General features: G+C 60.4%; 19 protein-coding genes. 13 read left to right on the top strand and 6 right to left on the bottom strand.

What is annotated here, in order from left to right; genetic code table 11:
* Positions 1-14: 14 nt before the first annotated feature.
* The gene (locus tag AC6FTP_RS03635; RefSeq protein ID WP_497205541.1) at positions 15-1,052 is read right to left on the bottom strand and encodes an SMP-30/gluconolactonase/LRE family protein; all 1,038 of its coding nucleotides are present in this window, start codon (positions 1,050-1,052) and stop codon (positions 15-17) included.
* A 109-nt stretch (positions 1,053-1,161) separates the two neighbouring features.
* Here AC6FTP_RS03635 and AC6FTP_RS03640 point away from each other — a divergent pair, with 109 nt between their 5' ends.
* Positions 1,162-2,766 (top strand): DUF5675 family protein, encoded by a 1,605-nt coding sequence (locus AC6FTP_RS03640; protein ID WP_497205542.1) that lies wholly within the window; start codon positions 1,162-1,164, stop codon positions 2,764-2,766.
* Between the two features lie 9 nt (positions 2,767-2,775).
* Here the strand turns inward: AC6FTP_RS03640 and AC6FTP_RS03645 are convergent, their stop codons facing one another.
* Entirely contained in the window at positions 2,776-4,989 is a 2,214-nt protein-coding gene (locus tag AC6FTP_RS03645; protein WP_497205543.1) for a redoxin domain-containing protein, read from the bottom strand.
* Positions 4,990-5,142: 153 nt separating this feature from the next.
* On the opposite strand from AC6FTP_RS03645, the gene AC6FTP_RS03650 reads away from it, so the two are divergent.
* The 11 genes from AC6FTP_RS03650 (at position 5,143) to AC6FTP_RS03700 (ending at position 18,382) form a co-directional block, all read left to right on the top strand.
* A complete protein-coding gene (locus tag AC6FTP_RS03650; RefSeq protein ID WP_497205544.1) occupies positions 5,143-5,871 on the top strand; it encodes a hypothetical protein in 729 nt (242 codons plus the stop codon).
* 105 nt (positions 5,872-5,976) lie between these two features.
* Complete coding sequence (locus tag AC6FTP_RS03655; protein ID WP_170266653.1) at positions 5,977-6,216, top strand: acyl carrier protein; 240 nt, start codon at positions 5,977-5,979, stop codon at positions 6,214-6,216.
* 91 nt (positions 6,217-6,307) lie between these two features.
* Complete coding sequence (locus AC6FTP_RS03660; RefSeq protein WP_497205545.1) at positions 6,308-7,549, top strand: M48 family metallopeptidase; 1,242 nt, start codon at positions 6,308-6,310, stop codon at positions 7,547-7,549.
* Positions 7,550-7,617: 68 nt separating this feature from the next.
* Positions 7,618-10,491, top strand: coding sequence for an alanine--tRNA ligase (alaS, locus tag AC6FTP_RS03665; protein ID WP_497205546.1), 2,874 nt, complete (start codon positions 7,618-7,620; stop codon positions 10,489-10,491).
* 180 nt (positions 10,492-10,671) lie between these two features.
* Positions 10,672-11,046 (top strand): transposase, encoded by a 375-nt coding sequence (locus tag AC6FTP_RS03670; RefSeq protein WP_497205547.1) that lies wholly within the window; start codon positions 10,672-10,674, stop codon positions 11,044-11,046.
* Positions 11,047-11,402: 356 nt separating this feature from the next.
* The gene (locus AC6FTP_RS03675) at positions 11,403-12,107 is read left to right on the top strand and encodes a hypothetical protein (protein ID WP_497205548.1); all 705 of its coding nucleotides are present in this window, start codon (positions 11,403-11,405) and stop codon (positions 12,105-12,107) included.
* Positions 12,108-12,192: 85 nt separating this feature from the next.
* Complete coding sequence (lysS, locus tag AC6FTP_RS03680; protein ID WP_497205549.1) at positions 12,193-13,677, top strand: lysine--tRNA ligase; 1,485 nt, start codon at positions 12,193-12,195, stop codon at positions 13,675-13,677.
* Positions 13,678-13,690: 13 nt separating this feature from the next.
* Positions 13,691-14,719, top strand: a complete 1,029-nt coding sequence (locus AC6FTP_RS03685; RefSeq protein WP_497205550.1) for an L-threonylcarbamoyladenylate synthase — start codon at positions 13,691-13,693, stop codon at positions 14,717-14,719.
* Between the two features lie 7 nt (positions 14,720-14,726).
* Positions 14,727-16,340, top strand: a complete 1,614-nt coding sequence (murJ, locus tag AC6FTP_RS03690; protein WP_497205551.1) for a murein biosynthesis integral membrane protein MurJ — start codon at positions 14,727-14,729, stop codon at positions 16,338-16,340.
* A gap of 6 nt (positions 16,341-16,346) precedes the next feature.
* Positions 16,347-16,943, top strand: coding sequence for a hypothetical protein (locus tag AC6FTP_RS03695; RefSeq protein WP_497205552.1), 597 nt, complete (start codon positions 16,347-16,349; stop codon positions 16,941-16,943).
* 35 nt (positions 16,944-16,978) lie between these two features.
* Positions 16,979-18,382 carry a sulfatase family protein gene (locus AC6FTP_RS03700; protein WP_497205553.1) on the top strand — a complete coding sequence of 468 codons (1,404 nt, stop codon included), beginning with the start codon at positions 16,979-16,981 and terminating at the stop codon, positions 18,380-18,382.
* 70 nt (positions 18,383-18,452) lie between these two features.
* Here AC6FTP_RS03700 and AC6FTP_RS03705 read toward each other — a convergent pair whose 3' ends face one another.
* From AC6FTP_RS03705 to AC6FTP_RS03720, 4 genes are read right to left on the bottom strand one after another with little or no spacing between them, the layout of a single operon-like run.
* On the bottom strand, positions 18,453-20,534 hold the full coding sequence (locus AC6FTP_RS03705; protein WP_497205554.1) for a vanadium-dependent haloperoxidase: 2,082 nt from the start codon (positions 20,532-20,534) through the stop codon (positions 18,453-18,455).
* Between the two features lie 2 nt (positions 20,535-20,536).
* Positions 20,537-21,196 carry a hypothetical protein gene (locus AC6FTP_RS03710; protein ID WP_497205555.1) on the bottom strand — a complete coding sequence of 220 codons (660 nt, stop codon included), beginning with the start codon at positions 21,194-21,196 and terminating at the stop codon, positions 20,537-20,539.
* 6 nt (positions 21,197-21,202) lie between these two features.
* A complete protein-coding gene (locus AC6FTP_RS03715; protein ID WP_497205556.1) occupies positions 21,203-22,144 on the bottom strand; it encodes a hypothetical protein in 942 nt (313 codons plus the stop codon).
* 17 nt (positions 22,145-22,161) lie between these two features.
* Positions 22,162-23,085, bottom strand: a complete 924-nt coding sequence (locus AC6FTP_RS03720; RefSeq protein ID WP_497205557.1) for a hypothetical protein — start codon at positions 23,083-23,085, stop codon at positions 22,162-22,164.
* A 257-nt stretch (positions 23,086-23,342) separates the two neighbouring features.
* Here AC6FTP_RS03720 and AC6FTP_RS03725 point away from each other — a divergent pair.
* Positions 23,343-23,562, top strand: a 220-nt coding sequence (locus tag AC6FTP_RS03725; RefSeq protein ID WP_497205558.1) for a sulfatase-like hydrolase/transferase, incomplete at its 3' end; no start/stop codon positions are given.

Consider the following 23,562-nt stretch of genomic DNA (forward strand, 5'->3'; position numbering starts at 1 on the left):
ATTCGTCATTCCTTTCACAGTCCTTTGACCTTCGTCTTCACGCGCAGCAGGAACATGTCCGCCGTGATGTAGAGCGTGCTTTTGTCTTTGCCGCCCCAGGCGCAGTTGGCGGTGGCTTGTCCGGTGAGGATGTTGCCGAGGTGCTTGCCGTTCTTGTCGAGGATCAGCACGCCGCCGGGGCCGGTGGTCCAGATATTGCCGAGGCTGTCCACCTTCATGCCATCGCAGCCGCCTTTGCGTTCAGGGGACTTGAGCTTCTGGGCGTTGAAGATCTCGCGGCCATTGGCTGGCTTCGGCACGATGACGCCATTGATCACTCCAGCGATGCCGCCCTTGCCTTTGACGCCGAGGTCGTAGGCCATGATGCGGGTGTTGTCTTTGTCGGACACGGCGACGTACAGTGTCTTTTCATCCGGGCTGAGCGCGATGCCGTTCGGCCACTGGATGTCATCAATCAGCAGCATGGCGGGTGTTGTCACTCCTGCGACGGGATGCACCGCATAGATGCCATGGTAAGGCGCATCCGGCGTGGTGCCTTTCTTCAGGCCGTAAGGTGGATCGGTGAAGAAGACGGTGCCCTTGCTGCTGATGACAAGGTCGTTCGGGCTGTTGAAGCGCTTGCCTTGGAAGTTGTCGGCGAGGCTGGTGAACTTACCGTCCTTCTCCAGCCTTGCGATGCGGCGCTCGCCATGCTGGCAGAGCACGAGTTGCCCGTTGGCATCCACTGCGAGCCCGTTGGAGCCCTGGCCGCCATCGCCGGAAAGGTTCCCGCTGGGCTTGAGCACGACGGAGGCGGCCTTCTCGCCTTCTTTCCAGCCAAAGACCGTGTTCTCCGGCACATCGGAGAAGACGATGCCGCTGTCTTTCCAAACCGGGCCTTCCGACCAGTTGAAGCCGCTCGCGAGCACCTCGATCTTCGAGTCGGAATCGAGGAGGGCATCCAGCGCCGGGTCGAGCTTCTCGATGCTGCCTTTGAACTCGGGCAGGGGATCAGCGGAGAAGGCCAGGGTAGTAAAGAGGATGGCGAGACTGGAAAGAGCGGTCGGTTTCATGGAGGTGCAGCGAGGCTAGCGATGGGCCTGAAGCAGAGCCAGCCTATTTTTTCCCAACGATCAGTGCCATGAGCCCGTTTCTGGACACACGTCACCCTGAAATATCCTTATGAAGCTGAAACTGACTCGTAACACTTACACGACCCGCAGCACTATCGGAGAACTGAGCATTGATGGGAAATCGGAGTGCTTCATTCTCGAAGATCCCGTCCGCCCAGAGAAGATCAAAGGTGAGACGGCGATACCCGCAGGCTCTTACGAGGTGATCATCACGCACTCGCCACGATTCGAGCGTGATCTGCCGCTGCTGCTGGACGTGCCGAACTATGAGGGCGTCCGCATTCACACAGGCAATACGGCCGCAGATACGGAGGGCTGCCTGCTGCCAGGCCGTTCCAAGGCGGTGGATTTCGTGGGGGATAGCCGCACGGCCTTCAATGGGTTGTTTGCCAAGATTCGCGCAGCGCTGAAGTCGGGCGACAAAGTGACCCTGGAGATCATCGAGGGCGGGGTGTCACCCTTCATGCCTACTGTGCTGGGCGGCGAAAAGATTGCCGTCGCCGTGCTGGTGGCACAGGGCTGGCGGGTGTTGGCTGATCCGCTGCGTTTGCGCGCGAAGGATGACGAGCAATCGGAGATCCTGGCGCGTCTGCCGCATGGACTGCTTCTGGATGGCACAGGACAGCCTTCGAAGCGTGGCTGGGTGCATGTGAAAGCTGTGTTGGAGGGTGGTCTGGTCGAGGGTTATGTCTCGCAGGACTTTGTGGAGCCTTTCGCTTTCGCGCCTGATCCATCAGTTCCACTTCCGAAGAAAGGCGAGCTGACGCCGACCTCCGCTGCTGACAGTGCGGAGCTGCTTTTCCGAGTAAACGATACCGCGCTGAACCTGCGCAAGAAGCCGGAGGCCGACAAAGACGGCCACATCATCGCCCGGCTGCCGCGAGGTCATTTAGTGACCCGTCTCGCTGTGGTGAAGGATGCGCCTCTCTGGTGGGAGGTCAGCACCATCGTGGAGGGGGAAAGCCTGCGCGGTTTTGTACACAGCGGTCTGCTGGAGCCTCAAGCGGGCTCTATTTCCCCTGCCACTGCTTCAAGTGTGGTGGAGTCGTCGGAGGTGCAACTCACGGAGAAGGCGCTGGATCTCATCATTGAATTTGAGGGCATCGACCAAGCTGGAAAATGGCCCGGCGGTGGCTCTGGCATCAGCCTGGGTGTTGGCTACGACCTTGGTTACAAGTCACTGGACCAGTTCCGTTCGGATTGGGGGCGCCATCTCAGCGATGAGCAGATCGGCCGCCTGAGCCGGGCTTTGGGCAAGCGTGGTGAAGCGGCCAAAAAGATGGCTGCGAGTCTGGCGGATATCCGCGTCACCCGAGTTCAAGGTGAGGAAGTCTTCCTTCGTGGTTCGGTGCCCGTGATCAAGGCGGACACGCTGAAAGCCTTCCCAGGGATGAAGCGGCTGCCGGGCGATGTTCAGGGCGCGTTGTGCTCCCTCGTGTTTAACCGTGGTGGCGATATGACCGGCGACCGCCGTCTGGAGATGCGCCAGATTCGCGATGCCATCGTGGACAGCTCACTGACGATGAAACAGCGACTTCTGAGCATTGAGGCCAGCATTCGTGCCATGGAGCGCATCTGGCGTGGCACGGATGTCGGCAGGGGACTCATCAAACGCCGGAATGCCGAGGCTGATCTCGTACGCTCCTGCGTCTGATGCATCCACTCACTTCACCGCCACATCCGCCGTGAAGGGCGTGTAGTATTCGATGTAGCCGATCATCATCTCATCGAAGGTCTGCTGACCCCAGCGGACCGTTTTCGTCGGGTCAGGATTGGCGGGATTTTTGTCGCTATTGTCAAAGATGGCGGTGGTGGTGACTTTGCTGCCGCGTGGGAGGAGGCGGGGCTGGGCGTAGTTGTAGCGGAGCTGCCAGTTGAAATCGTAGCGGGGGATGTCGAGCAGGATTTCGTGGCTGCCGTCGGGCTTGGTGACCTCGAATTTGTAGGCTTTCCCACGCACGTGCATGTGGGCCATGTAGGCGAGGACGTTCATGTCAAAGGGGACGGTCTGCTCTTTGACCTCGACGTGATTGGCCACGCCCGCCGGGATGCTGAGGCGAGTGTTCGTGACGGCGGCGGTGTGGACGATGTAGCGGGGCGTTTCTTTGGCAAAGTGGAGGCCGATCTTGAGCTGGTCCTGCGTGGCTTTGCCGTTCGGGGTGTAGTGGATCTGGAAGCTCATCGTCGCACCAGCGGGGAGTTTTTTGGCAAAGCCTTCGGGCCAGTGGTTGTGCGTGTTTCCCGGCACATACGCCGCCCAATATCCCTCGGCGCCTTCGCCGCGATCACGCGCTTTGCTGCCTTTTTTATGAACCTGGACGATGACGTGATGCACCACACTGGGGTCGGTGGGCAGGATCTCATAACCACTGACCCAGCGATCTTCGGGGAAGTCGGTGGTGGCGGTGAGGAACTGGTAGGGCATGGTGCCTTCGGCCTTGATGGAAACGGCGCGCGGGAGCTGCACGACGGCGTCGGGCTCGCCGAGAACCCATTGCTCGGGGAAGATGAGCTTCGCGGGAGCATCGGCTGGATTGCCCTTCGGGCGGTCGCTGGCGAGCCAGGCGAGGAGGTCGCTTTTATCCTGTTTGGAAAGGGAGCAGTCATTGATCCACGGAGTGTCCTGGCCGGCGGGAGGCTCGGCGGCGAACCATGGTGGCATGACACCGCGCTCGACCTGCTTGCGGATCATGCCGGCGTTTTCGATCACGTCTTCATAGCTCTCCAGGCTGAAGGGCCCGACGCTGCCCTGGCGGTGACATTCGAGGCAGTTCGCCTGCATGATGCGCTCGATCTGGTGATGGTAGGTGACGCTGGTCTGCGCGATGGAGGTCGCCTTTTTCAGATCCAAAGCGCAGCCCGGTGCTGTCGTGGCGGCGATTTCCGGTGCGGTGCTGGCCAGCATGGCCGCCATGGCATCACGCAAGTAAGTCTTGGTGGGCTGCTCTTTGGCATAGCCGAGGCCGTATTGGTCATTGATGGCTCCGCGGTAGGTGAGCGTGCGGGCGTTGTCGATGAGGAAGACCTCGGTCGTGGTGGTGGCGGTGAGGGCGGCGGTGATGTGGCCGTCTTTGTCGTGAACGACGGGTGATTTGAGCGCGTGAGTGCTGACAAACTTTTGGATGTCGTCCGCCGTTTCGCTGGCGACGGGGCAGACGAGGATCATCCGCACCTGCTGCGCTGCGGCGTCTTTTTCCAGACGGGCGAGTTCAGGCCCGAGCTTGCCGCTGATGGGGCAGGTGGCACCGAAGAAGACGAGGATTGCGCCTTTGCTGCCGGTGAGGTGGGCGCTGAGTTTTTTGTCACCAAGAGTGAGATCAGTGACGAGGTGCCCGACGCCGTGGTCGCTGCCTTTGAGGATGATCGGGGCCTCGGTGAGGTCTTCGGTTTTGCTTTCGCTGGTCGGTGCTGCGGGGCTTTCGGGAGCGCCAGGGACGCGCGGGATGATTTCTCCGCGCGCTTTCATCTGAGCGACGACGCTGTCTGCTTCCTCAAAAGTGACGCTGCCATCCTTGTCGATGTCGAGTTTGTCGAACCACTGCTTTTTGGGCATTTCCTCGGCGGTGAGTTTGCCGTCCTTGTCTTTGTCGAGGAAGTCGAAGAGTCGTCGGTCGCCAGTGCCGGAGGATGTTGGCGTGGCTTCGGGGATCTTTTGGCGCAGCGCCTTGGCGGCTTCGATGAGGGTGAGTTTGCCATCTGCGTCGAGATCGAGCTTTGGCAGGATGGGCGCGGCCTGCATCTCATCGCCAGAGATCTCGCCATCCTTGTTGATGTCGTAAGCGTCGAAGCGCGCCTTCAGATCGGAGGTCTGGGCGCGCACGATCAGGGCAAAGGCAGCCACAGCGAGGACGGAGGAGATGAGCAGAAAGCGTTTCATGGGCAGCAGTGGGTGGGGGGGGCGCGCGGGATTGTATGACAGGAATCTCTGCGGCGTGCAGAAACCTCGCGATGTGCGCTTGGTTGCTCCGAGGACGTTTTCGCATCAATTCAGCGGTTGCGCAGGTGCCCGGACGTGGCTTTGAAATACGCCATGCCAGCCGATGCCGACCCAACGCTCCAGTTTCCCATCCTCTGCCGTGTCACGCCGTGGTACTTCCGGCGCATGAGCATGATGGCTGCGATGATGGCCACCTTTGGGCTTTATTTTATCTACGACGGCAAGTTTGGTTACCCGAAGGCCAATCAGATCGCCGACAAAAAGACCTGGTTTGATGAGGTGGTGCTCAAGACTTTTGACGAGGCCAAGGCGGCTGGAAAACTCGACCTCTGGATCGAGAATGCCAGCCAGCAGAGCTGGCCTACGGGCCGCAACGGTGAGCCGCCGCGCTGGGTCTCCTATGCTGCCGAGCACGGCTGGCCGGAGAAACCACACCGCTACACGGAGAAAGAGATTCACGAACAGTTCTGGTGGGGCGGCGGCACGCTGCTGGCAGCGTTCTTTGTCGCGGGGCTCATTTTGGTGAACAAAAACAAGGTACTGCTTGGAGAGACAGACCATTTTATCTCTCCCGAGGGGAAGAAAGTGCTCTTCACCGAGGTCTTCCGCGTGGACAAGCGCCCCTGGGATACCAAGGGCCTGGCCTATGTCTGGCATCGCCCCGAGGGCGGGGCCGAGCAGAGGGTGATCATCGACGATCTCAAATACGACGGAGCGGTGCTCGTGCTGGAGCAACTTCTCGCCAACTTCAAAGGCGAGTTGATCGAGAAAGTACAGCCCGAGGAAATTGCGCCCGCCGCCCCCCCTGCCGATTTGTCCTGATCCCTTGAGAAACAGGCATTTTCAGCCTCGCCAAAAATCCAAGAATTCGCTCTTGCCAAAGGGGAACGAGACGCTACCTCTCCGCCGCACATCCCCCACCCCACTATGGCAGACAACATCCAAGACAAAGTCCGTGACATCATCGTCGAGCAGCTCGGCGTAAACCCTGAACAGGTGACGCTGGAAGCCAAGTTCATCGAAGATCTCGGAGCTGACTCCCTCGACACTGTTGAGCTGGTCATGGCCTTCGAAGAAGAATTCGGCATCGACGTTCCTGATGAAGAAGCTGAGAAGCTTCTCTCCGTGGGTGACGTCGTCCGCTACGTCGAGGAAAACGCCGAATAAGCGGCCACCTCGAATCCAAACCCATTTCAAAAAAGCAGGCGGGAAACCGCCTGCTTTTTCGTTTTATCCACCCTTTGCCACCTCACGCCTCATGACCTTCGCCAATCCTTGGTTCGCCACCGCCGTGCTCGGTCTGCTGGCGGTGTTCCATCTCGAACTCATCGCCCTTTTGCTGAATCTCGCCCGTCTCGGCAAACCCATCCCGGCCATGCTGGCAGACGTCTTCCCCGAAGACACCCGGGAAAAGCTCCAGGAATACATCACCGACGGAGCGCGGGTGGACTTCACTCGGGATGCAGCGGCGCTGGCCGTGCTCGTGGCTTTTTGGTGGGGCGGTGGCTTCGGCGTGTTGCAGAACGAGGTGGAGCTTCTCGGCTACAGCCCTGTGACCACTGGCGTCATTGTGCTCGCCATCATCATGCTGGCGCAGACCTGGCTCAGCCTGCCTTTTTCGATTTGGGATACCTTTGGCGTGGAGACGAAGCACGGCTTCAACCGCACCACGGTCGGCACCTTCATCGGCGATCACTTCAAGAGCCTCGTCCTCATGGCCGTCATCGGTCTGCCCGTCGCCTGGGTGATCGTCTGGTTCTTCCACACCCAGCCATTCGCGCCGCTCTACACCTGGCTTTTTCTGGTCGGGTTCAGCGTGCTGATGACCTTCCTCTCGCCGCGCGTGTTGATGCCGATCTTCCTCAAATTCACCCCGCTGGAAGATGGCGCGCTGCGTGAGGCCATCTTCGCCCTCGCCCAGAAACTCGATTTCCCGGTGAAGGAAGTCAGCATCGTCGATGGCTCCCGCCGCTCTTCGAAGGCGAATGCCTTCTTCGCTGGCTTTGGCAAAACGCGCCGCATTGCCCTCTTCGACACCCTTTTGCAAAACCACACCCAGGAGGAAGTCCTCGCCATCCTGGCCCACGAGATCGGGCACAACAAATGCCGCCATGTTCCCGTCCACATGGCGCTCGGGTTTATTGAGATGGGCCTCATGCTCGCCATCCTCGGCTGGGTGCTGAAGTCGCCCGCTTTCTTCGCCGCCTTTGGCGTCCAGGGCACGCCTGTCGGCATGGGCCTCGTGCTTTTCGGCATCATCTATCGCCCGCTCGGCATCCTCACCGGACTGCTCGGGCTCGCCGTCAGCCGCAGACATGAGTTTCAGGCCGATGCCTACGCCGTCAAAGCCGTCGGCGGTCCGCAGCCCATGATCTCCGGTTTGAAAAAACTCTCCCACGACCACCTCGCGCATCCTCAGCCGCATCCTCTCACCGTCCTCTTGCATTACAGCCACCCGCCCATCGGGGAGAGGTTGGCGGCACTGGAGGCGCAGCGCTGAGTCGGGCACTGGTGCCACGCTTGACCCCTCGGCCTCCCTCGCCATCCTCCGCGCCCTCTTTCCCGCCCATGTCCGCCGTCCCCACCGCCGCCCAGATCCGCCAGACCTTCCTCGACTTCTTCAAGTCGAAGCAGCACACCATCGTCCCCAGTGACAACGTGGGCTACACCAGCCGCGATGGCGCACGCATCTTCACCAATGCGGGCATGAACCAGTTCGTCCCCATCTTCCTCGGCGAGCGCAGCGCGGACGTGGACACCTGGCCCGGCGTTTTGGCCAAAGGCCTGCCCACCCGCGCGGCGGACACGCAGAAGTGCATCCGCGCCGGTGGCAAGCACAACGACCTCGAAGACGTGGGCCTCGACACCTACCACCACACCTTCTTCGAGATGCTCGGGAACTGGTCCTTCGGCGACTACTTCAAAAAAGAAGCCATCTCCTGGAGCTGGGAGCTCATCGTCGAGCGCTTCAAATTCCCCCCGAGCCGCGTCTTCGCCACCATCTACCAGCCGAACAAAGACAAAGGCGACCCCGCCGACCGCGATGAAGAAAGCTGGAACCTTTGGGCCGAAAAATTCCGCTCCGTCGGCCTCGATCCCGACATCCACATCGTCAACGGCAACAAGAAGGACAACTTCTGGATGATGGCCGACACCGGCCCCTGCGGCCCCTGCACCGAGATCCACATCGACCTCACGCCCGGCCCCATCGAGCTGAGCGAGGACCGCCAGCGCGAAGGCGCGAAGCTCGTCAACGGCAGCGACGCGAGTTGCATCGAGATCTGGAACAACGTCTTCATCCAATACAACGCCAACCCCGACGGCACCTTCACCCCACTGCCCGCGCAGCATGTGGATACCGGCATGGGCTTCGAGCGCCTCACCAGCATCATCCAGGGCACGAAAAACTTCACCGACTTCGAAACCGCGAAGATCAGTAACTACGACACCGATGTCTTCAAACCCATCTTCGACGAGCTGACCAAACTCAGCGGCAAGCACTACCAAAGCACGCTGCCCAAAGCGAACGAGCAGGGCCACGTCATCCCTGTCACCGAGCAGGAAAAGATCGACGTCGCCTTCCGCGTCATCGCCGACCACCTCCGCACCCTCAGCTTCTCCATCGCCGACGGCATCCAGCCCGGCAACAGCGACCGCAACTACACCCTCCGCCGCATCCTCCGCCGCGCCGTGAAGTATGGCCGCACGCTCGAGTTCAAAGAGCCCTTCTTCTACAAGCTCGTCGATGTCCTCGCTGCGCAGATGGCGGATGTCTTCCCCGAACTCCGCGTGAAGAAAGAGCAGGTCAAAGCCGTGCTGAAGCTGGAGGAAGAGGCGTTTAATCGGACGCTGGATAAGGGGATCGCGCTTTTCGAAGAAGCTGTTGCTGGTGCACGTTCGCGCGATTCGGACCCATCGAAGGGTGGGGGTGACGGGATGCGCTGGGGGAAAGGTGGAAAAGGCGAGTTGGTTGTCTCCAACCGAAACGAGGATGGTTCCATAACCAAGATGATTTCTGGTGAACTAGCGTTCCGTTTATATGACCAAGAGGGCTTCCCGTTTGATCTCACGGAATTGATGGCTCGGGAACAAGGGCTGACTGTTGAGCGAGCAACATTCGATGAACTCATGGAGGATCAACGTGCCCGTGCCCGCGCCGCCATGAAGAAAAACGTCGTCTCCGTCAGCGAGATCGAAACCAAGGACGCCACGAAGTTCATCGGTTACGACACGCTCGAAGCCGATGCCAAGGTGCTCGAAGTCGTCGCCATGAAGGACAAGACGGCGGTGGTGCTCGACTCCAGCGTTTGTTACGCCGAAATGGGCGGCCAGATCGGCGACAGCGGCCAGATCATCATCGGCGCGAACGCCTTCCCCATCTCCAGCACGACAAAAGTCGGCAACACTTGGCTGCACTTCATCGAAGGCGAAGATGCCCCCGCCGTCGGCTCCAGTGTCCGCGTCGCCGTCGATGCCACGCGCCGTCACGCCATCGAGCGTCATCACACCGTCACGCACATCCTGCATTGGGCGCTGCACGAGGTCGTCAGCCAGGACGCCACGCAAAAAGGCAGCAACGTCACGCCGGACAAGCTCACCTTCGACTTCAACAGCGCCGCTTTGACCGCCGCGCAGCTCGCCGACATCGAAAAACTCGTCAACGAGCGCATCGTCGCCAACGACATCGTTTCCTGGACCGAAGTGCCCTACACCGACGCCAAGGCCAACAGCGGCATCATGCAGCTCTTTGGCGAAAAATACCCCGAGAACGTCCGCGTCGTGCAAATCGGCGGCAAAGCGCATGCATTGGATGGTTGGAGCATGGAACTCTGCGGCGGCACCCACACCCGCCACACCGGCGAAATCGGCCTCTTCCGCCTCGTCGCCGAAGGAGCCGTCGCCGCTGGCGTGCGCCGCATCGAAGCCATCGCCGGCCTCGAAGCCTACAACGCCGCCAAAGCCGATGCCGACCTCCTGAAGCTCCTCGCCGGCAAAGTCAGCGCTCAAGGTGCCGCCGACCTCGAGAAGAAGCTCGACCAACTGCTCACGCAGCAAAAAGAGCTCGAAAAAGCCCTCAAGTCCGCCCAGCAGCGCGAAGCCAGCGGCAAAGCCAAAGACCTCCTCGCCACCGCCGAAGGCAACGTCATCATCGCCAACCTCGGTGACGTTGACGCCGATTACGCCATGGCCGTCAACGACGCCCTCAAATCTCAATTCACCGGCATCATCGTCCTCGCCGCCACCGGCGGCGGCAACGTCACCCTCATGGCCAACGTCGGCAAAGACCACCAGTCCAAAGTACAGGCCGGCAAAATCATCCAAACCATCGCCCCCCTCGTCGGCGGCAAAGGCGGCGGTAAACCCGATTTTGCGCGTGGAGGTGGTAAGGACGTGAGCAAGGTCGATGCGGCACTCGCCGAAGCGCGGAAGCTCTGTTCGTAGTTCGGGCTTCAGCCCGTTCCGTGTTTGTAGTTCGGCCTTTAGGCCGTTCTTGGTGGTTTGTGACGTCAAAGAACGGGCTAAAGCCCGAACTACAAACCCAAACGACGAACCTTGACGGCCTGAAGGCCTGAAGGCCTGAAGGCCGAACTACAAACTCCCGCCATGTATGCATGGCGGCGAATGACTCACGAACAGCGGGAGAACGTCCTCCAGTGGCGCAAACTCCGCAGCCGCCCCTGGCACACGCCGCCGCATCCGCTGGGTGGAGCGGGTGAGTTTCACCTCACGGCCGCGTGCTACGAGCATCAGCCGATCATCGGCGCTGCACCCGAACGCATGGATGCATTCTCCGAAGAGCTGCTATCCATTTTGGAAGGATGCCAGCTTCACGCCTGGTGCTTGTTGCCCAATCATTACCACCTCTATCTCGAAACACCGGACATGAAGCAGACGCTGGTGGCTCTGGGCAAGTTGCATGGTCGTGCGTCCTTTGTTTGGAATGGCGAGGACGCTCAACGCGGACGTCACGTCTGGCACAGCGTGGCAGACCGGTAGATCCGCAACGAAGCCCACGGCTGGGCCACGGTGAACTACATCCATCACAATCCGGTGCGTCATGGCTACGTCGCCAAATGGCAGGAGTGGCCGTGGTCGAGCGCGAGGGACTATTTGAGCCGTGTGGGAGATGAAGAAGCGCTGAAGAGATGGAAAAACTAGCCCGTACTCGATTGCGGCGCTGGTTGGGACGACGCGCGCTTGTAGCAAGCTCGTAGTTCGGGCTTCAGCCCGTTCCGGGGGTGTCGAGCGCTTAAAAGACCTTCAAAGAAACGGGCTGAAGCCCGAACTACGAGCGCAAGCCTCTGATTTCATCATTGCCCTTGATGCTGTCTTTCTCATAGCATCAGCGCCTCATGAAAACTTCCTTCCTTCTCCAGGCCGTGCTCGGTGCGGTTCTAGCCCTGCCACTCGCGCTTCAGGCACAGGGCCAGCGGCCCATCATCGTGCCGGACGACCGCTATCCCGCGCGTCCAGGCCAGGGGTCCTACCTCATTCAGGAGGTGGAGTCTCTGCAAAGCACCACCCGCACGCTGCATCAGGCCTTTGTCGCCTACTGCAAGCGCTTCAACGTCGCCGCCGCCAGTCCTGATGGGCAGCTCATGCGCGCTCTGGTCGATCTCCAGTTGGACGTGAGCCGCCTGGCGAGTCAAATCCGGGCGCACAGCAACAACGCCAACATCCCGCTGGGTGAAGCCTATCGTTCTTTTCACATGGCGGAGTATTCCTCCCGCGATTCGCAGTTGATGGCGGTGCAGGCGGGCTTTGTCCGCAGCATGTTCCCCTATTTTCGGGACATCGATCAGCATCTCGAAGAACTCGGTCGGCTCGGCTATCGCAACCCCATGCTGAGGCGCGTCGAGATGGAGGGACGCTCCTACAGCGGTCGTGGTGCAGGGGTGCAGGAGCGTCACTTTGACCTGCCTCCGCTGTCTTCACCTCAGCCGCTGCCAAACACACCGATCCCGCCGCGCTCTGATCGTGACCGGGATCACGACCGGAATGACAAAATCGACCTCGGCGATGTGTTGAAGCAGCTCTTCCGAGGCAGGCTCAACTAAAGCTGCCTGACGGCGGGCAAGGTTTGCAGTGGCAAAGTCCGCCTGCCCGGCTAAGGACACGGCCCCTCATTCCGAGTCCCACGCCATGAATCCCACGCCCGACGCCCCCGAACCGACCGAGTCCGAACTTCTGCAAGTCCGCCGCCACAAGCTGGAGGAGCTTCAGAAACGCGGCATCGCGGCGTTTGGCGGCAAGTTTGAGGTCACCAATGATCCAGGCACGCTGAAGGCGAACTTCGTCGAAGGGCTGGATGTCCAGGTCGCGGGACGCATCCTGTCCCGCCGCGTCATGGGCAAGGCGACCTTCTTTGACCTCGGCGACATCTCCGGACGCATCCAATGCTACCTCAGCAAAAGCGATGTGGGCGACGATGCCTACGCGCTCTTCAATGACCTCCTCGACATCGGCGACTTCGCGGGCGTGGTGGGCTTCACTTTCATCACCAAGCGCGGCGAGCGCTCCATCCATGTGAAGACGCTGACGCCGCTTTCCAAAGCGCTGCGCCCGCTGCCGGACAAGTGGCACGGCATCGCGGATAAGGAGATCAAATACCGCCAGCGCTACCTCGACCTCATCTCGAATGACCGCAGCCGCGAGGTCTTCGTCACCCGCAGCAAGATGGTCGCCGAGATCCGCGCGTATCTGCATGGCCGCGACTTCCTGGAAGTCGAGACACCGATGATGCAGGACGTTCCCGGCGGTGCTGCTGCACGTCCGTTTGAGACGCACTTCAATGCGCTGGATCAGAAGATGTACCTCCGCATCGCCCCCGAGCTTTATTTGAAAAGGCTGCTCGTGGGTGGCTTCAACCGCGTCTTCGAACTCAACCGCAACTTCCGCAACGAAGGCGTGAGCCGTCGCCACAATCCTGAGTTCACCATGCTGGAAGCTTACTGGGCCTACGCCGACTTCGAGCAGATGGCCGACCTCGTCGAAGGCATGATCTGCCACCTCGCGGAGAAGTTCTGCGGTGGGCTCGTCATCGAGCACAAAGACGAAGAAGGTGCCGTGACAAAGACCATCGACCTCACCCGCCCGTGGAAGCGTGGTCGCTACCATGATCTGGTCAAAGCTGCTGCCGGTGAAGACTGGTTCACGCTCACCAAAGAAGCCAAGGTCGAACGCGCGCACAGCTTGGGCGTGCAGGAAATCCGCGTGAGCGACGAGCATTACGAACTCGATCAGAAGGCCTTCGAGAAGCTCGTGGAAGAGAAGAGTTTTAACCCGCTCTTCGTCACCCATTCGCCGAAGGAACTCGTGCCTCTGGCCAAACAAAACGCCGAAGACAGCGCGCTGGTGGATGTCTATGAACTCATCATCAACGGCCAGGAAATCAGCCCCGGATACTCCGAGCTGAACGATCCCATCGTCCAGCGCGAACGTCTGGAGCATCAGGCCGGCGAAGAGACCCAGAAGATCGACGAAGAGTTCATCACCGCCCTCGAACACGGCATGCCCCCCGCCGGTGGCATTGGCATCGGCATCGACCGCCTCATCATGATGCTCACCGGAGCCGAAAGCATCCGCGACGTCGTGCTCTTCCCGCAGTTGAAGCGCAAAGAAGCTTAATCGCCAAAATACCATGACCCCCATTCTCCAGACCGATACAGGCCCTCTCTTGCACAAAGCCGTGGAGGAAGCCACGCGGCTGTTGAAGGCGGGTGAGGTCGTGGCACTTCCCACGGAGACCGTTTATGGCCTTGCGGCGGATGCTTTGAACCCGGAAGCCGTGGCGAAGATCTTCGAAGCCAAGGAGCGGCCCAGCTTTGATCCGCTCATCGTGCATCTGCCGAACAAGAAGATGCTGGATGAAGTTGCGGATGTGCCTGAGGACATTCGGGCCATCGTGCAGAAGATCACCGAGAAGATGTGGCCAGGACCTCTGACGCTCGTTTTGCCGAAGAAGCCCTGCGTGCCTGACATCGTCACCGCTGGCCTGCCCACCGTGGCGGTGCGCATGAGCAAAAACGCCGTCTTCCGTCGAGTCGCGGATGCTTTGGGGAAACCTATCGCGGCACCAAGCGCGAACCGCTTTGGCTCCATCAGCCCGACCTCGGCCAATGCGGTCGTGGACGAGCTCGACGGACGCATACCGCTCATCGTCGATGGTGGTGCCTGCCTCTGCGGCATTGAGTCCACCATCATCAAGATCGAAGCAGGATCGCCGAAGCCGATCATCACCATCCTGCGCCCAGGCCCGATCACGCCGGATGATTTGAAGGCCTTTGGCAAAGTGAAGCACCTCGTCCGCAGTGTCATCGACGAGGCCACCGATGCCCCCGGCCAGCTCGCCAGCCACTACGCTCCGCGCACGCCGCTGCGCCTTTTGACCAAGCCCGAGGATTTCACGCCCGAGCCCGGCAAGCGCTATGCCCTCATGAGCTATCGCGGCGATGCCAGCGACGGTTACACCGGCCTCACCGAGTGGGTGCATGTGCAGATCCTCAGCCCCGGCAAAGGCAAGCTGCCCGAAGCAGCGGTGCGCTTCTTCTATGTGCTGCGCGAGTTGGATGGCCTCGGCGTCGATGAAATCATTGCTGAGCCGATGTTCGAGCATGGCATGGGCATCGCCATGATGGACAAGCTGCGTCGCGCGGCGGTGAAACACTAACTCTCCCATGAGCGAGCCGAAGAAAGACACTAGTTCGCAGGCCAAGAGCACGGGCATCGTCTCCATCGCCATCCTGTGCAGCCGTGTGCTCGGCTTGGTGCGGGATCAGCTTCTCAACGGCCTCTTCGGAGCGCACTTCACGGGCATCTTCACAGCGGCTTTTCGCACGCCGAACATGCTGCGTGACCTATTCGCTGAAGGCGCGCTTTCGACGGCGTTTGTCACGACGTTTACCAAGAAGATCAAGAACGAGGGTGATGAAGCTGCCTGGGTGCTCGGGCGGAAGATGCTAGCGCTTTCCATCTGTTTCATGAGCATGGTGGCGATGGCTGGCATCGCGGTGGCACCCTGGCTGGTGAAGATGTTGAATCCCGGTTTCCATCCAGACAGCATCGTACTCTGCACTCACCTCGTGCGCATTATGTATCCCTTCATCGCGCTGGTCTCGGTAACTGCGCTGGTCATGGGCATGCTGAACTCGAAGCGCATTTTCTTCATCCCCGCAGTGGCGTCGGCGTTCTTCAATCTGGGCTGCATCGTGGGTGGGATCGCCATGGCCTGGGTGCTTGATCCTGGTTTTAGAGAAGGAAACATCACTGAGAAAGGGCTGACGGGTTTTGCCATTGGCACACTGATCGGCGGGGTGCTTCAACTCGGCATCCAGCTTCCGTCTTTGAAGAAGGTTGGCTTCACCTTCGGTCTCGATTTTGGCTGGAAGGATTCGGGTGTTCGCGAGGTGCTGCATCTCATGTGGCCCTCGCTCATCGCTGCGGGCGGCACCCAGATTGGCGTGTTTTTAAACTCCATCTTTGCTTCTCTGACTCCAGGCAGGGAGTCCGCCAGTGCCTGGCTCGCCAATGCGCAGCGGCTTCAGCAGCTTCCGCTCGGGCTCTTTGGGGTCGCGGTGGCGACCGTGACTCTGCCGATGCTCTCCCGACTAGCCACTGAGGGCATGACGCCTGCGTTTCGTGGAGCTTTGGCAAAGGGATTGAGGCTTGTGCTCTTCCTCACCCTGCCAAGTGCTGTCGGTCTCTCGCTGTTGTCGCATGAGATTGTTTCCATCCTCTTTGAGCATGGAAAGTTCACGGCTGCCGATGTCGCCGCGACGGCTGGGCCGCTTCAGGCTTATGCCTTCGGGCTGGTGTTTTACTCGGCCATCAAGGTGCTCCAGCCTTCCTTCTATACGATTGGCAAACGCTTTATCCCCATGATCGCGAGCCTCGGCGTGATTGCTTTCACCGCCAGCGTGAACGCCTTCACCGTCTTCGTCCTGAAGTGGGATCACACTGCGCTCGCCTGGGCCACTGCCATCGGCCTTCTGCTGAACTTCGCGACGCTCTACCTCTGCATGAGGAAGTTTGCCGGAGGTTTGGAGACACGCTCTCTGACACAGGCACTGACGAAGTTGCTGGTCGGTGTGGCACTCATGGCGGGTGTATGCTTCGCGGCGAAATTTACGCTGCTCGCAGGCTGGGCGAAGATGGGCTTTGTGATGCAGGCAGGCTCGCTGGGAGTCACCGTCACCCTTGCTGCGGCGGCCTATTTCTTTGTGACCCAAAAGCTCCGAGTTGAGGAAGCGGGTGAGTTCATCGGCATTGTGTCCAAACGCTTTAAACGCTGATCTGCCATGTCTCGAAAACGCATCTGGATCACCGCTGCCGGGCTGCTTGTCGGCATCTGGACAATCGTGGCGGTGATCATGCATCAGACGGATGACCTCGTCGCCTGGCCAGGCAAGGTGCAGGACTTGGTGGAGCAGGCGCCGTGGCTTTCGGGTGAAAAAACGAGCGATGAAAAACGCCGCCAGTATCTGGCCAAGGTGATCATGAACTACCAGCGGCTGGACATCGGCCAGCGCAAAAGCTTGCGCGAGGATGCGCAGGAGTCGCTCGACAAGTTCTTCGCCTCGCTGACCGAGGAGGAGCAGAAGGAATATGTGAACCGGACCATCGAGCCGCTCTTTGAGATCATTGATCGCGGGCTGAAAGTCATGCCCGCCGAGGATCGCAAGCGCATGGTCGGCCGCATGAGGGGCGACATGAAAAGCCTGCGCGGCAATGATCCTGATGGCGACCGCCTCGCCGAGCAGGATCGGAAGTTCATGGACGAGCTCGTGGCCGAGGACCCGATGCTCTTTCTCCGCGAAGCGAGTGTGAAGCAGAAGATCGAGTTGGCTCCCGTGCTGGAAGACATGCAGGGCCGTGTGCAGGGGCTCCGACGCTGAGTGCAATCCCGCAGCGTTGGTGGCGTTTAGTCGTCATGCGATACGTCCTTGCCGTTCTCTGCGTCCTTTCCTCCATGGCTTCAGTGCAGGCAAAGAAGCCGAATGTCGTCTTCATCCTCACGGACAATCAGGGAGCGTGGACGCTTGGGTGCTATGGCAATCCCGACATCCGCACGCCGAACATCGATGCCCTGGCTGCGGGTGGGGTGAAGTTCACTCGGGCACTAAGCAGCAATGCCGTTTGTTCGCCGACTCGGGCGACGTTTCTCACGGGGCTCATCCCCTCGCAGCATGGGGTGCATTCGTTTCTCGATCCCAAGTTCATGATGGGGCCGGAGGCTTACAACACACTCGCGGAGTTCACCTCCATCGGCGAGATCCTCCGGGCCTCGGGCTACACCTGCGGGCTGAGTGGAAAGTGGCATCTCGGCGCGAATCTGACACCGAACGAGGGCTTCGGCTTTTGGGTGACGAAGCCAGATGGAAGCACTCAGGAGTTTTATGATCAGAAGATCATCGAGAATGGACAGGTGACGAAGGTGGCGGAGTACACGACGGACTACTGGACGCGGCGTGGGATCGAATTCATCGAGGCAAACAAGAACGAGCCATTCTTTCTCTACCTCGCTTACAACGGGCCGTATTCACTCGGCAATCTGATGCTCAATGAGTCGAAGAACCGCCACGCGGCCTACTATGCCGACAAGGAACTGCAAAGCTTCCCGCGCGATGCGATGCATCCCTGGCAGCATCACAACAAGCAGTTCCACAATGACCCACGTGCGCGGCGTCGCATGGCGGCGGAGGTCAGCGGAGTGGACGATGGCGTGGGCGAGGTGATGGCGGCGCTGAAGCGGCTGGGTTTGGAGAAAGACACACTCGTCATCTACTCTTCGGATCAGGGTTGGATGGGCGGGCAGAATGGAATCTGGGGCATGGGTGATCACACGCGGCCCATCGGTGCGCATGAGCTGATGATGCAGATCCCGCTGATCTTCCGCCAGCCGGGCGTCGTGCCTGCTGGAGTGACTTCAGACCTGCTGGTGAGCAATTATGACTTCGTTCCCAGCCTGCTCGGCCACCTCGGTTTGAGTGAAAAGCTGCCCACGAAGCCAAAGCTGCCAGGGCGTGATTTCTCCGCTGTGCTGCGTGGTGAGAAAGCTGCGAACTGGGACAACACAGTTTTCTACGAGATGGAAACCTGCCGTGCGGTGCGCGGGGAGCGGTGGAAGTATGTGCATCGGCATCCGAACGGCCCGCATGAGCTCTACGATATGGAGACGGACCCGAGGGAACGCTTCAATTTGTTCGGCCAGCCGGGCACGGAGTCCACCACGAGTGAGATGTCCGGCAAACTGAGTTCCTTTTTCGAAACTTATGCCGACCCGCAGTATGATCTGTGGAATGGCGGCAGGTCGAAGGCGAAGCGGGTGGAGTAATAAGAGGTTCCATCCCGCCGGGACGTGAGTTGGAAACTCACGGCACCAGTGTACGACTTGCAAAGTCGTTCTACAGCGAGGTCACCCATCGCGTGCGGTAGAATCGGCGCTCGCCGGGCGGCGGGGTATCGGTGATGGTGAGGGCGGCATCTTTCGCCTGACTTCTGCTGGTGAGCGGGGTCCAGTTCTGGAGATCGGTGCTGTATTCCCAAAGGTAATAGAGGCCACGACGCGTGGTGCTGCTGAGGGTGACTGAGCCGTTTGGATTCCAGGTCTGGGTGGGGACGATGGTTTCGGTGAGGACTTCGCCGGTGAAGTATTTCTGGGTGAGGGTCCATGCCTGTTTGCCAACCTGGGAACCGATGAGACGGGCGGGGTGGTCGTCCTCGACAGGATGGATGCCACCCCAGCGGCGGGACTGGCCGGCCTGGTCGGCGGCGTCATACCAAGTGGCCCACTGGAGGGTGACGGTCTGGCTCGGACCTTGCTCGAATTTTAGATAGTTGTTCTGCTCGGCGACGAAGCTGCCGAGGCCGCCTGGGACGTAGGCGCTACCGGTGATGGATGTGAGGATTTCAGCGGCGGCACGGGAAAAGGTGGAGTGACCGGAGATGTAACCGGGGAAGGCGGGTGTGTTGAAGTTGGCGCGCTGGTAGGGCAGCCAGTCTTCGCCGAACATCCAGCGGACGGTGTTGGCCTGGGTGAGGGGATCTCCAGGCTCGCTGGGCCAGGAATAGACGGCGATTTTGCCAATGTAGTTGGCGCCTAAGACATTACTTTTGAAGTCGATATCCCAGATGAACTGGTGTTTGCCTCCTGGCTGTGAGGTCTGGTCGGTGATGACTTCCACGACGCCTGTCATGAGCGGGATGCCTTGAGCATGATAGGAGGGACCGCCAGGGTCGGAAGACTGCCCCTTGCTGCACAGGTAGCGGATCATGGTGATGGGGCGCGGGCCTTCGTAGTAGCGTTTGACGCTCCAGCAGGCGCAGGCGGCGTCGTGGGTGGCGGCGGCGAGGGCAAAGTAGGTCTTCACGTCCCATTCGAGGTCGTTGACGATGGGGCCGATGCCTCCGATGCGCTTTTCAAAGCCTGGTGTGTCAGAAACTTCGTTCGCCAGGACGTGCCAGTGCCCTGGAGGGGTCTCGGAGTGGGGACCGTCGGCCCAGAATTCGGCCATCACGCGGGAGAAGTCGCCGAGCTTGACGATGTTCGAGGCGTAGGGCTGGCCGGTGACGGGATTGACGGTGTGGCCGGTGCCGTTGTCATTGCCGAGGGGATTGTTTCCGAAAGCGCCGGGGGAGATGTCGATCAAAGTCTCGCTGTTGAGCTGGCTGCTTTTGATGAGGAGTTCGAGGGCACCGGCTTTGTAACTGGCGTCGGTGGCGGTGCCGAGTTTGGAGGGTGGGCCGGGATCGATCCAGAGTTCGTTGGGATTGTCACGAGCGAGAGAGAAGGGTGTGGCGCTGAGCCAGGTGACACCGACGTATGGCTGGATGGTTTCGGGGATGGGGATGCCGTTTTGGGAGAAGGCAGCACTGAGGGCGAGAGGCTGCCAGCGGTTGGGATCAGTGAAATTTGGGATGCCGCCGACGGCCCCGCTGCTGCCGAGCACGATCATGGCGGGCTGTGGATTCCAATACGCGGGGTCCGTGTAGCCGTTGGATTCTCCGGAACCGTCGGCAAGTCCCCAGGCGAGGATGGTGGCGGCGATGCGGTTGCCGACATTGGCGGGAGCGGTCCCGGCGGTGGAGGTGATACCGGCGTCGAAGCCCAGGGAGACCATCTGGGCATCCAGCGCGGCGTTGGTTGTGGCTGCACCTGTGCCTGTGGCGAATCGGGACTTCAGCAGCCGATAGGCGGCGTAGCTGATGGCCTCCCTGCGTGCCTCTTCGACACTGCCTGGAGCCGTGGCGCGCTCATGATGGATGTAACCGATGGCGGTGCTGTCGTAAGCGGCCCAGGCGTCATACATGACGGTGGCGAGGTGATGGAGATTGCGGGCGTGTCTTGGCGGATGCGGAATGTTGATTCTGATGGCACCGAGGAGCTGCTCATTCCAAAGTCGTGCGGCAGACTGCTGAGCGTACGACTCAGTGGCAGCGCTGGCGGCCATGACACCAAGGAGGATGATGAGTAGCCTGAAATGCATGGTCAAAAGGAGGTGTGGCGGCGTGTGCGGCGCAGGCGGAGGACGAGACCCGCGGCGAGGATCAGGAGTGATCCACCCGGTTCGGGCACGGGCGAGAGGCTGAAGCGGTCTGTGGTCGCGAGTCCTCCAGTCGTGGAACCTCGGATGACTGTGTCGATCTCAAACGTGGAGAGTGTTTCGGAGCCGAGACCGTTGGGGAAATTCCAGCCGGTGGTGGAGGTGTAGATGCCCCATTGCTCGGAGCCTTGTGGGGCGGCGCTATTAAAAAACCAGGCGTAGAGCTGCTGACCGGCGGGTAAGTAGGCCGAATCAATATTGGCGATCTGCCCGAGCACATTGCCGGTGCCGAAGAGGTCATTGATCATGAGCACGCTGCCGGAGTTCCCAGCCTGTGTGATGGTGCCGCTGCTGCCTCCACTTTCTCCCAGGGGAGTGAAAAGCGCGTCAATGGCGAAGTAGTCGTTGCTGGTTTGCAGCGTTGTCAGATTCCCACCCGAGGTGTCGAAGACGCCGATGCGGATGCAGGAGCCGAGGGTGAGCAAATCGCCGGCACTCGTGGCAAACATGGGGCCGCCGTTGCTGTTCACGGAGATGGAGACAGTGGCTGCCTGTGCCTGATGACCCAGAACCATCATGGTGAGAAGGAGGATGAAGCGTTTCATGGGGTTTCAGGGGACGTTTTCAAAGCGCACGCGCCAGAAGTAGCGTGTGCCTGCGCTGGAGGAGCACTGGCGGGTATCGAAGTCGGCATCGCTCGTGATCACGACAGAGGCCGCAGGCTCCCAGGTGCGGAGATCGGGGGAACACTCGGCGATCACGGCCACATCGGGCTGATTGCGCGGGCTCTTGAAGGTGAAGGAAACCGTCGCGCCATTGCTCGCGGCATTCAAAGCGGTCAGCGGAGTGCTGCGTGCGGCGGGATTCAGTCTCCAGGCGTATTCGGCAATGTTCGCCAGGCCATCGCCATCGGGATCAGCCTCGCTTCCAGTGAGTGTGGAGGAGGCGTTGATGGAGTAGCTCTGCCAGGCCCAGTTTCCATAGGTCGCAGGTACATCGATGAGTCGGAGCTGGCTGCCACTCGTGCTGCCTTGCAGGACCTCCACGGAGGTCGTGCTCAGCGTTCGATTTCCCAGCGCCGGAGGTGCCAGCCAGGTGTCGGCGGTGAAGAGTCCCCACTGCGTGGCGAGGTCAGGATTCGAGTGATTGAAGACCCAGACGTAAAGCTGAGTCTCGGGCGGCATGTAGGTGGCATTGATGTCCGCCACCGTGCCGAAAATATCGCCTTCAGTAGGGAAGCTATTGGCGCGCAGCACCGTGCCCCCGCCTGCGTTTTGCGTGGCCCCCCCGGAGCCGATCAGCCCCTCGGCCAGCGGTTTGAAGACGGTCTTGAGCTGGGCGTAGTCGCCTTTGTCCGGGAGGATCTGATCTCGCGTGGCATTCGGCAGATTGAAGGAACCGACCCGCACGGCACAGCCATGTGGCAAGAGCTGACCTTCCTTGGTGGCGAACTTGGCCCCACCCACGCTGCTGAGCGTGATGGAGCCCGCATTCAGGCTGGCTGCGCCCAGCATGGCCAGGACGGCACCGAGGAGAAGGGAAGGTGGGTTCATGACAAAGTGGGTAGGCATCAAGGCGTCACGCTCACCGGAGCCACGGTGATGTTCTTGTTCGCGTTCACATTGATCACGACGCCTGCCCCCGCAGGCAGGGTGGTGCTGTCGGAGGTCTGGCCAGTGCCGCTGTTCACCAGGCTGCTGCCTGTGCTCAGGTAGGTGCCGGTTTGGGCAAGCGTGCCGGGGGCCAGGGTGACCACGGAGTCATTGAATGCCTGGAGACTGGTCGTCACGCCCAGTGATCCCAGAGTGGTCGTCGCTCCCCCCAGCGGGTTCATGGCACCGATGATGTTCGGCACATTGGCATGCACGCGAATCTTCGTGGTCGTGGTCTTTAGACAGCAGATCTCGCCTTTGCCCAGCGTGACTGTTTTGGCGCTGCCAAGCTGCATTACGAACCCCTGCCCCGGTCGCACGATGGCGTTGCTGGCATCAGCACCGAGGACGGTGATCCAGGTGCTGGAGAGGTTGCTGAAAAAGTAGGTCGTTTGCAGGCCGTTGCTGCCGAACAGGCTGATTGTGTCACCAAACGGGGTGAGCCCGCCGCCATCCGGCAGCAGACCGGCCAGCGTGGCGTGCTTCCGCACGATGAAGGTCATCCCGCTCGTCAGTCCCGCTGCCGCAGGGGTGGAGCCGAGCTTCAGCGTGGTGGTCGTGTTGGAGAGAATATCGATCGCCAGCCCCGCGCCGGAGCCGGACTGCGGCTCGGCATAGTGCAGATCAAAGGCTCCCTCTGTCCACCCAGGGGCGGAGAATTCGACCAGCGCCTTGCCATCCACATCTGCCGTCACACTGACAGCTTCGGCGCTGTAAAGATCCGCACCCACGAGGCCGCAAACCCAGGCTGAGTTCCCTGCCGGGACATCCACGGGGTAGAAGCCCACGATGCTGGAGGTGGCTGCCGCAGCGACGCCAGTCCAGCCAAGACACAGGAACAAAAGGGCCACTCTGAATGCTGGAGGCACACCGGCGGAGTGGGATGCGAAAGGCAGGGGCGGCATAGGATCGAAGTTAATTAATATAACTTAATATTATGCCCCTGATATATGGAGGGACAAGCATATTTATAATTACAATAACGAAAAATGAGCTGCCTGCCGAGTCATTTTTCGCATTGGCTGAAGCCCGTGAATGGCTCCTCATCGACCCAACCCAGTGCCAGATTGTGCCTTCGCGTTCGTTCAGTTTGCCGCCCATGACCGCCTTCCGACTTCTCGCTGCTGCTTTTCTCTTCACCACGGCCCTGACTGCCGCTGAAAAACCAAACCTCATCTTCATCCTCTGCGATGATCTCGCGCAGGGCGACCTCGGCTGCTACGGGCAAAAGCTCATCCAGACGCCGAATCTCGACCGCATGGCGGCGGAGGGCACGAAGTTCCCGCAACTCTACTCCGGCACCAGCGTCTGCGCGCCAT

This window comes from Prosthecobacter sp. (genome assembly GCF_044378005.1).
GTDB lineage: Bacteria > Verrucomicrobiota > Verrucomicrobiia > Verrucomicrobiales > Verrucomicrobiaceae > Prosthecobacter.

What these genes read in the sequence shown, in the direction of transcription:
- AC6FTP_RS03660 (WP_497205545.1), top strand. Translation starts at nt 6,308, where the DNA reads ATGACCTTCGCCAATCCTTGGTTCGCCACCGCCGTGCTCGGTCTGCTG.
- AC6FTP_RS03675 (WP_497205548.1), top strand. Translation starts at nt 11,403, where the DNA reads ATGAAAACTTCCTTCCTTCTCCAGGCCGTGCTCGGTGCGGTTCTAGCC.
- AC6FTP_RS03650 (WP_497205544.1), top strand. Translation starts at nt 5,143, where the DNA reads ATGCCAGCCGATGCCGACCCAACGCTCCAGTTTCCCATCCTCTGCCGT.
- AC6FTP_RS03695 (WP_497205552.1), top strand. Translation starts at nt 16,347, where the DNA reads ATGTCTCGAAAACGCATCTGGATCACCGCTGCCGGGCTGCTTGTCGGC.
- AC6FTP_RS03710 (WP_497205555.1), bottom strand. Translation starts at nt 21,196, where the DNA reads ATGAAACGCTTCATCCTCCTTCTCACCATGATGGTTCTGGGTCATCAG.
- AC6FTP_RS03635 (WP_497205541.1), bottom strand. Translation starts at nt 1,052, where the DNA reads ATGAAACCGACCGCTCTTTCCAGTCTCGCCATCCTCTTTACTACCCTG.
- AC6FTP_RS03685 (WP_497205550.1), top strand. Translation starts at nt 13,691, where the DNA reads ATGACCCCCATTCTCCAGACCGATACAGGCCCTCTCTTGCACAAAGCC.
- AC6FTP_RS03655 (WP_170266653.1), top strand. Translation starts at nt 5,977, where the DNA reads ATGGCAGACAACATCCAAGACAAAGTCCGTGACATCATCGTCGAGCAG.
- AC6FTP_RS03715 (WP_497205556.1), bottom strand. Translation starts at nt 22,144, where the DNA reads ATGAACCCACCTTCCCTTCTCCTCGGTGCCGTCCTGGCCATGCTGGGC.
- lysS (WP_497205549.1), top strand. Translation starts at nt 12,193, where the DNA reads ATGAATCCCACGCCCGACGCCCCCGAACCGACCGAGTCCGAACTTCTG.
- murJ (WP_497205551.1), top strand. Translation starts at nt 14,727, where the DNA reads ATGAGCGAGCCGAAGAAAGACACTAGTTCGCAGGCCAAGAGCACGGGC.
- AC6FTP_RS03645 (WP_497205543.1), bottom strand. Translation starts at nt 4,989, where the DNA reads ATGAAACGCTTTCTGCTCATCTCCTCCGTCCTCGCTGTGGCTGCCTTT.
- AC6FTP_RS03705 (WP_497205554.1), bottom strand. Translation starts at nt 20,534, where the DNA reads ATGCATTTCAGGCTACTCATCATCCTCCTTGGTGTCATGGCCGCCAGC.
- AC6FTP_RS03700 (WP_497205553.1), top strand. Translation starts at nt 16,979, where the DNA reads ATGCGATACGTCCTTGCCGTTCTCTGCGTCCTTTCCTCCATGGCTTCA.
- alaS (WP_497205546.1), top strand. Translation starts at nt 7,618, where the DNA reads ATGTCCGCCGTCCCCACCGCCGCCCAGATCCGCCAGACCTTCCTCGAC.
- AC6FTP_RS03670 (WP_497205547.1), top strand. Translation starts at nt 10,672, where the DNA reads ATGACTCACGAACAGCGGGAGAACGTCCTCCAGTGGCGCAAACTCCGC.
- AC6FTP_RS03640 (WP_497205542.1), top strand. Translation starts at nt 1,162, where the DNA reads ATGAAGCTGAAACTGACTCGTAACACTTACACGACCCGCAGCACTATC.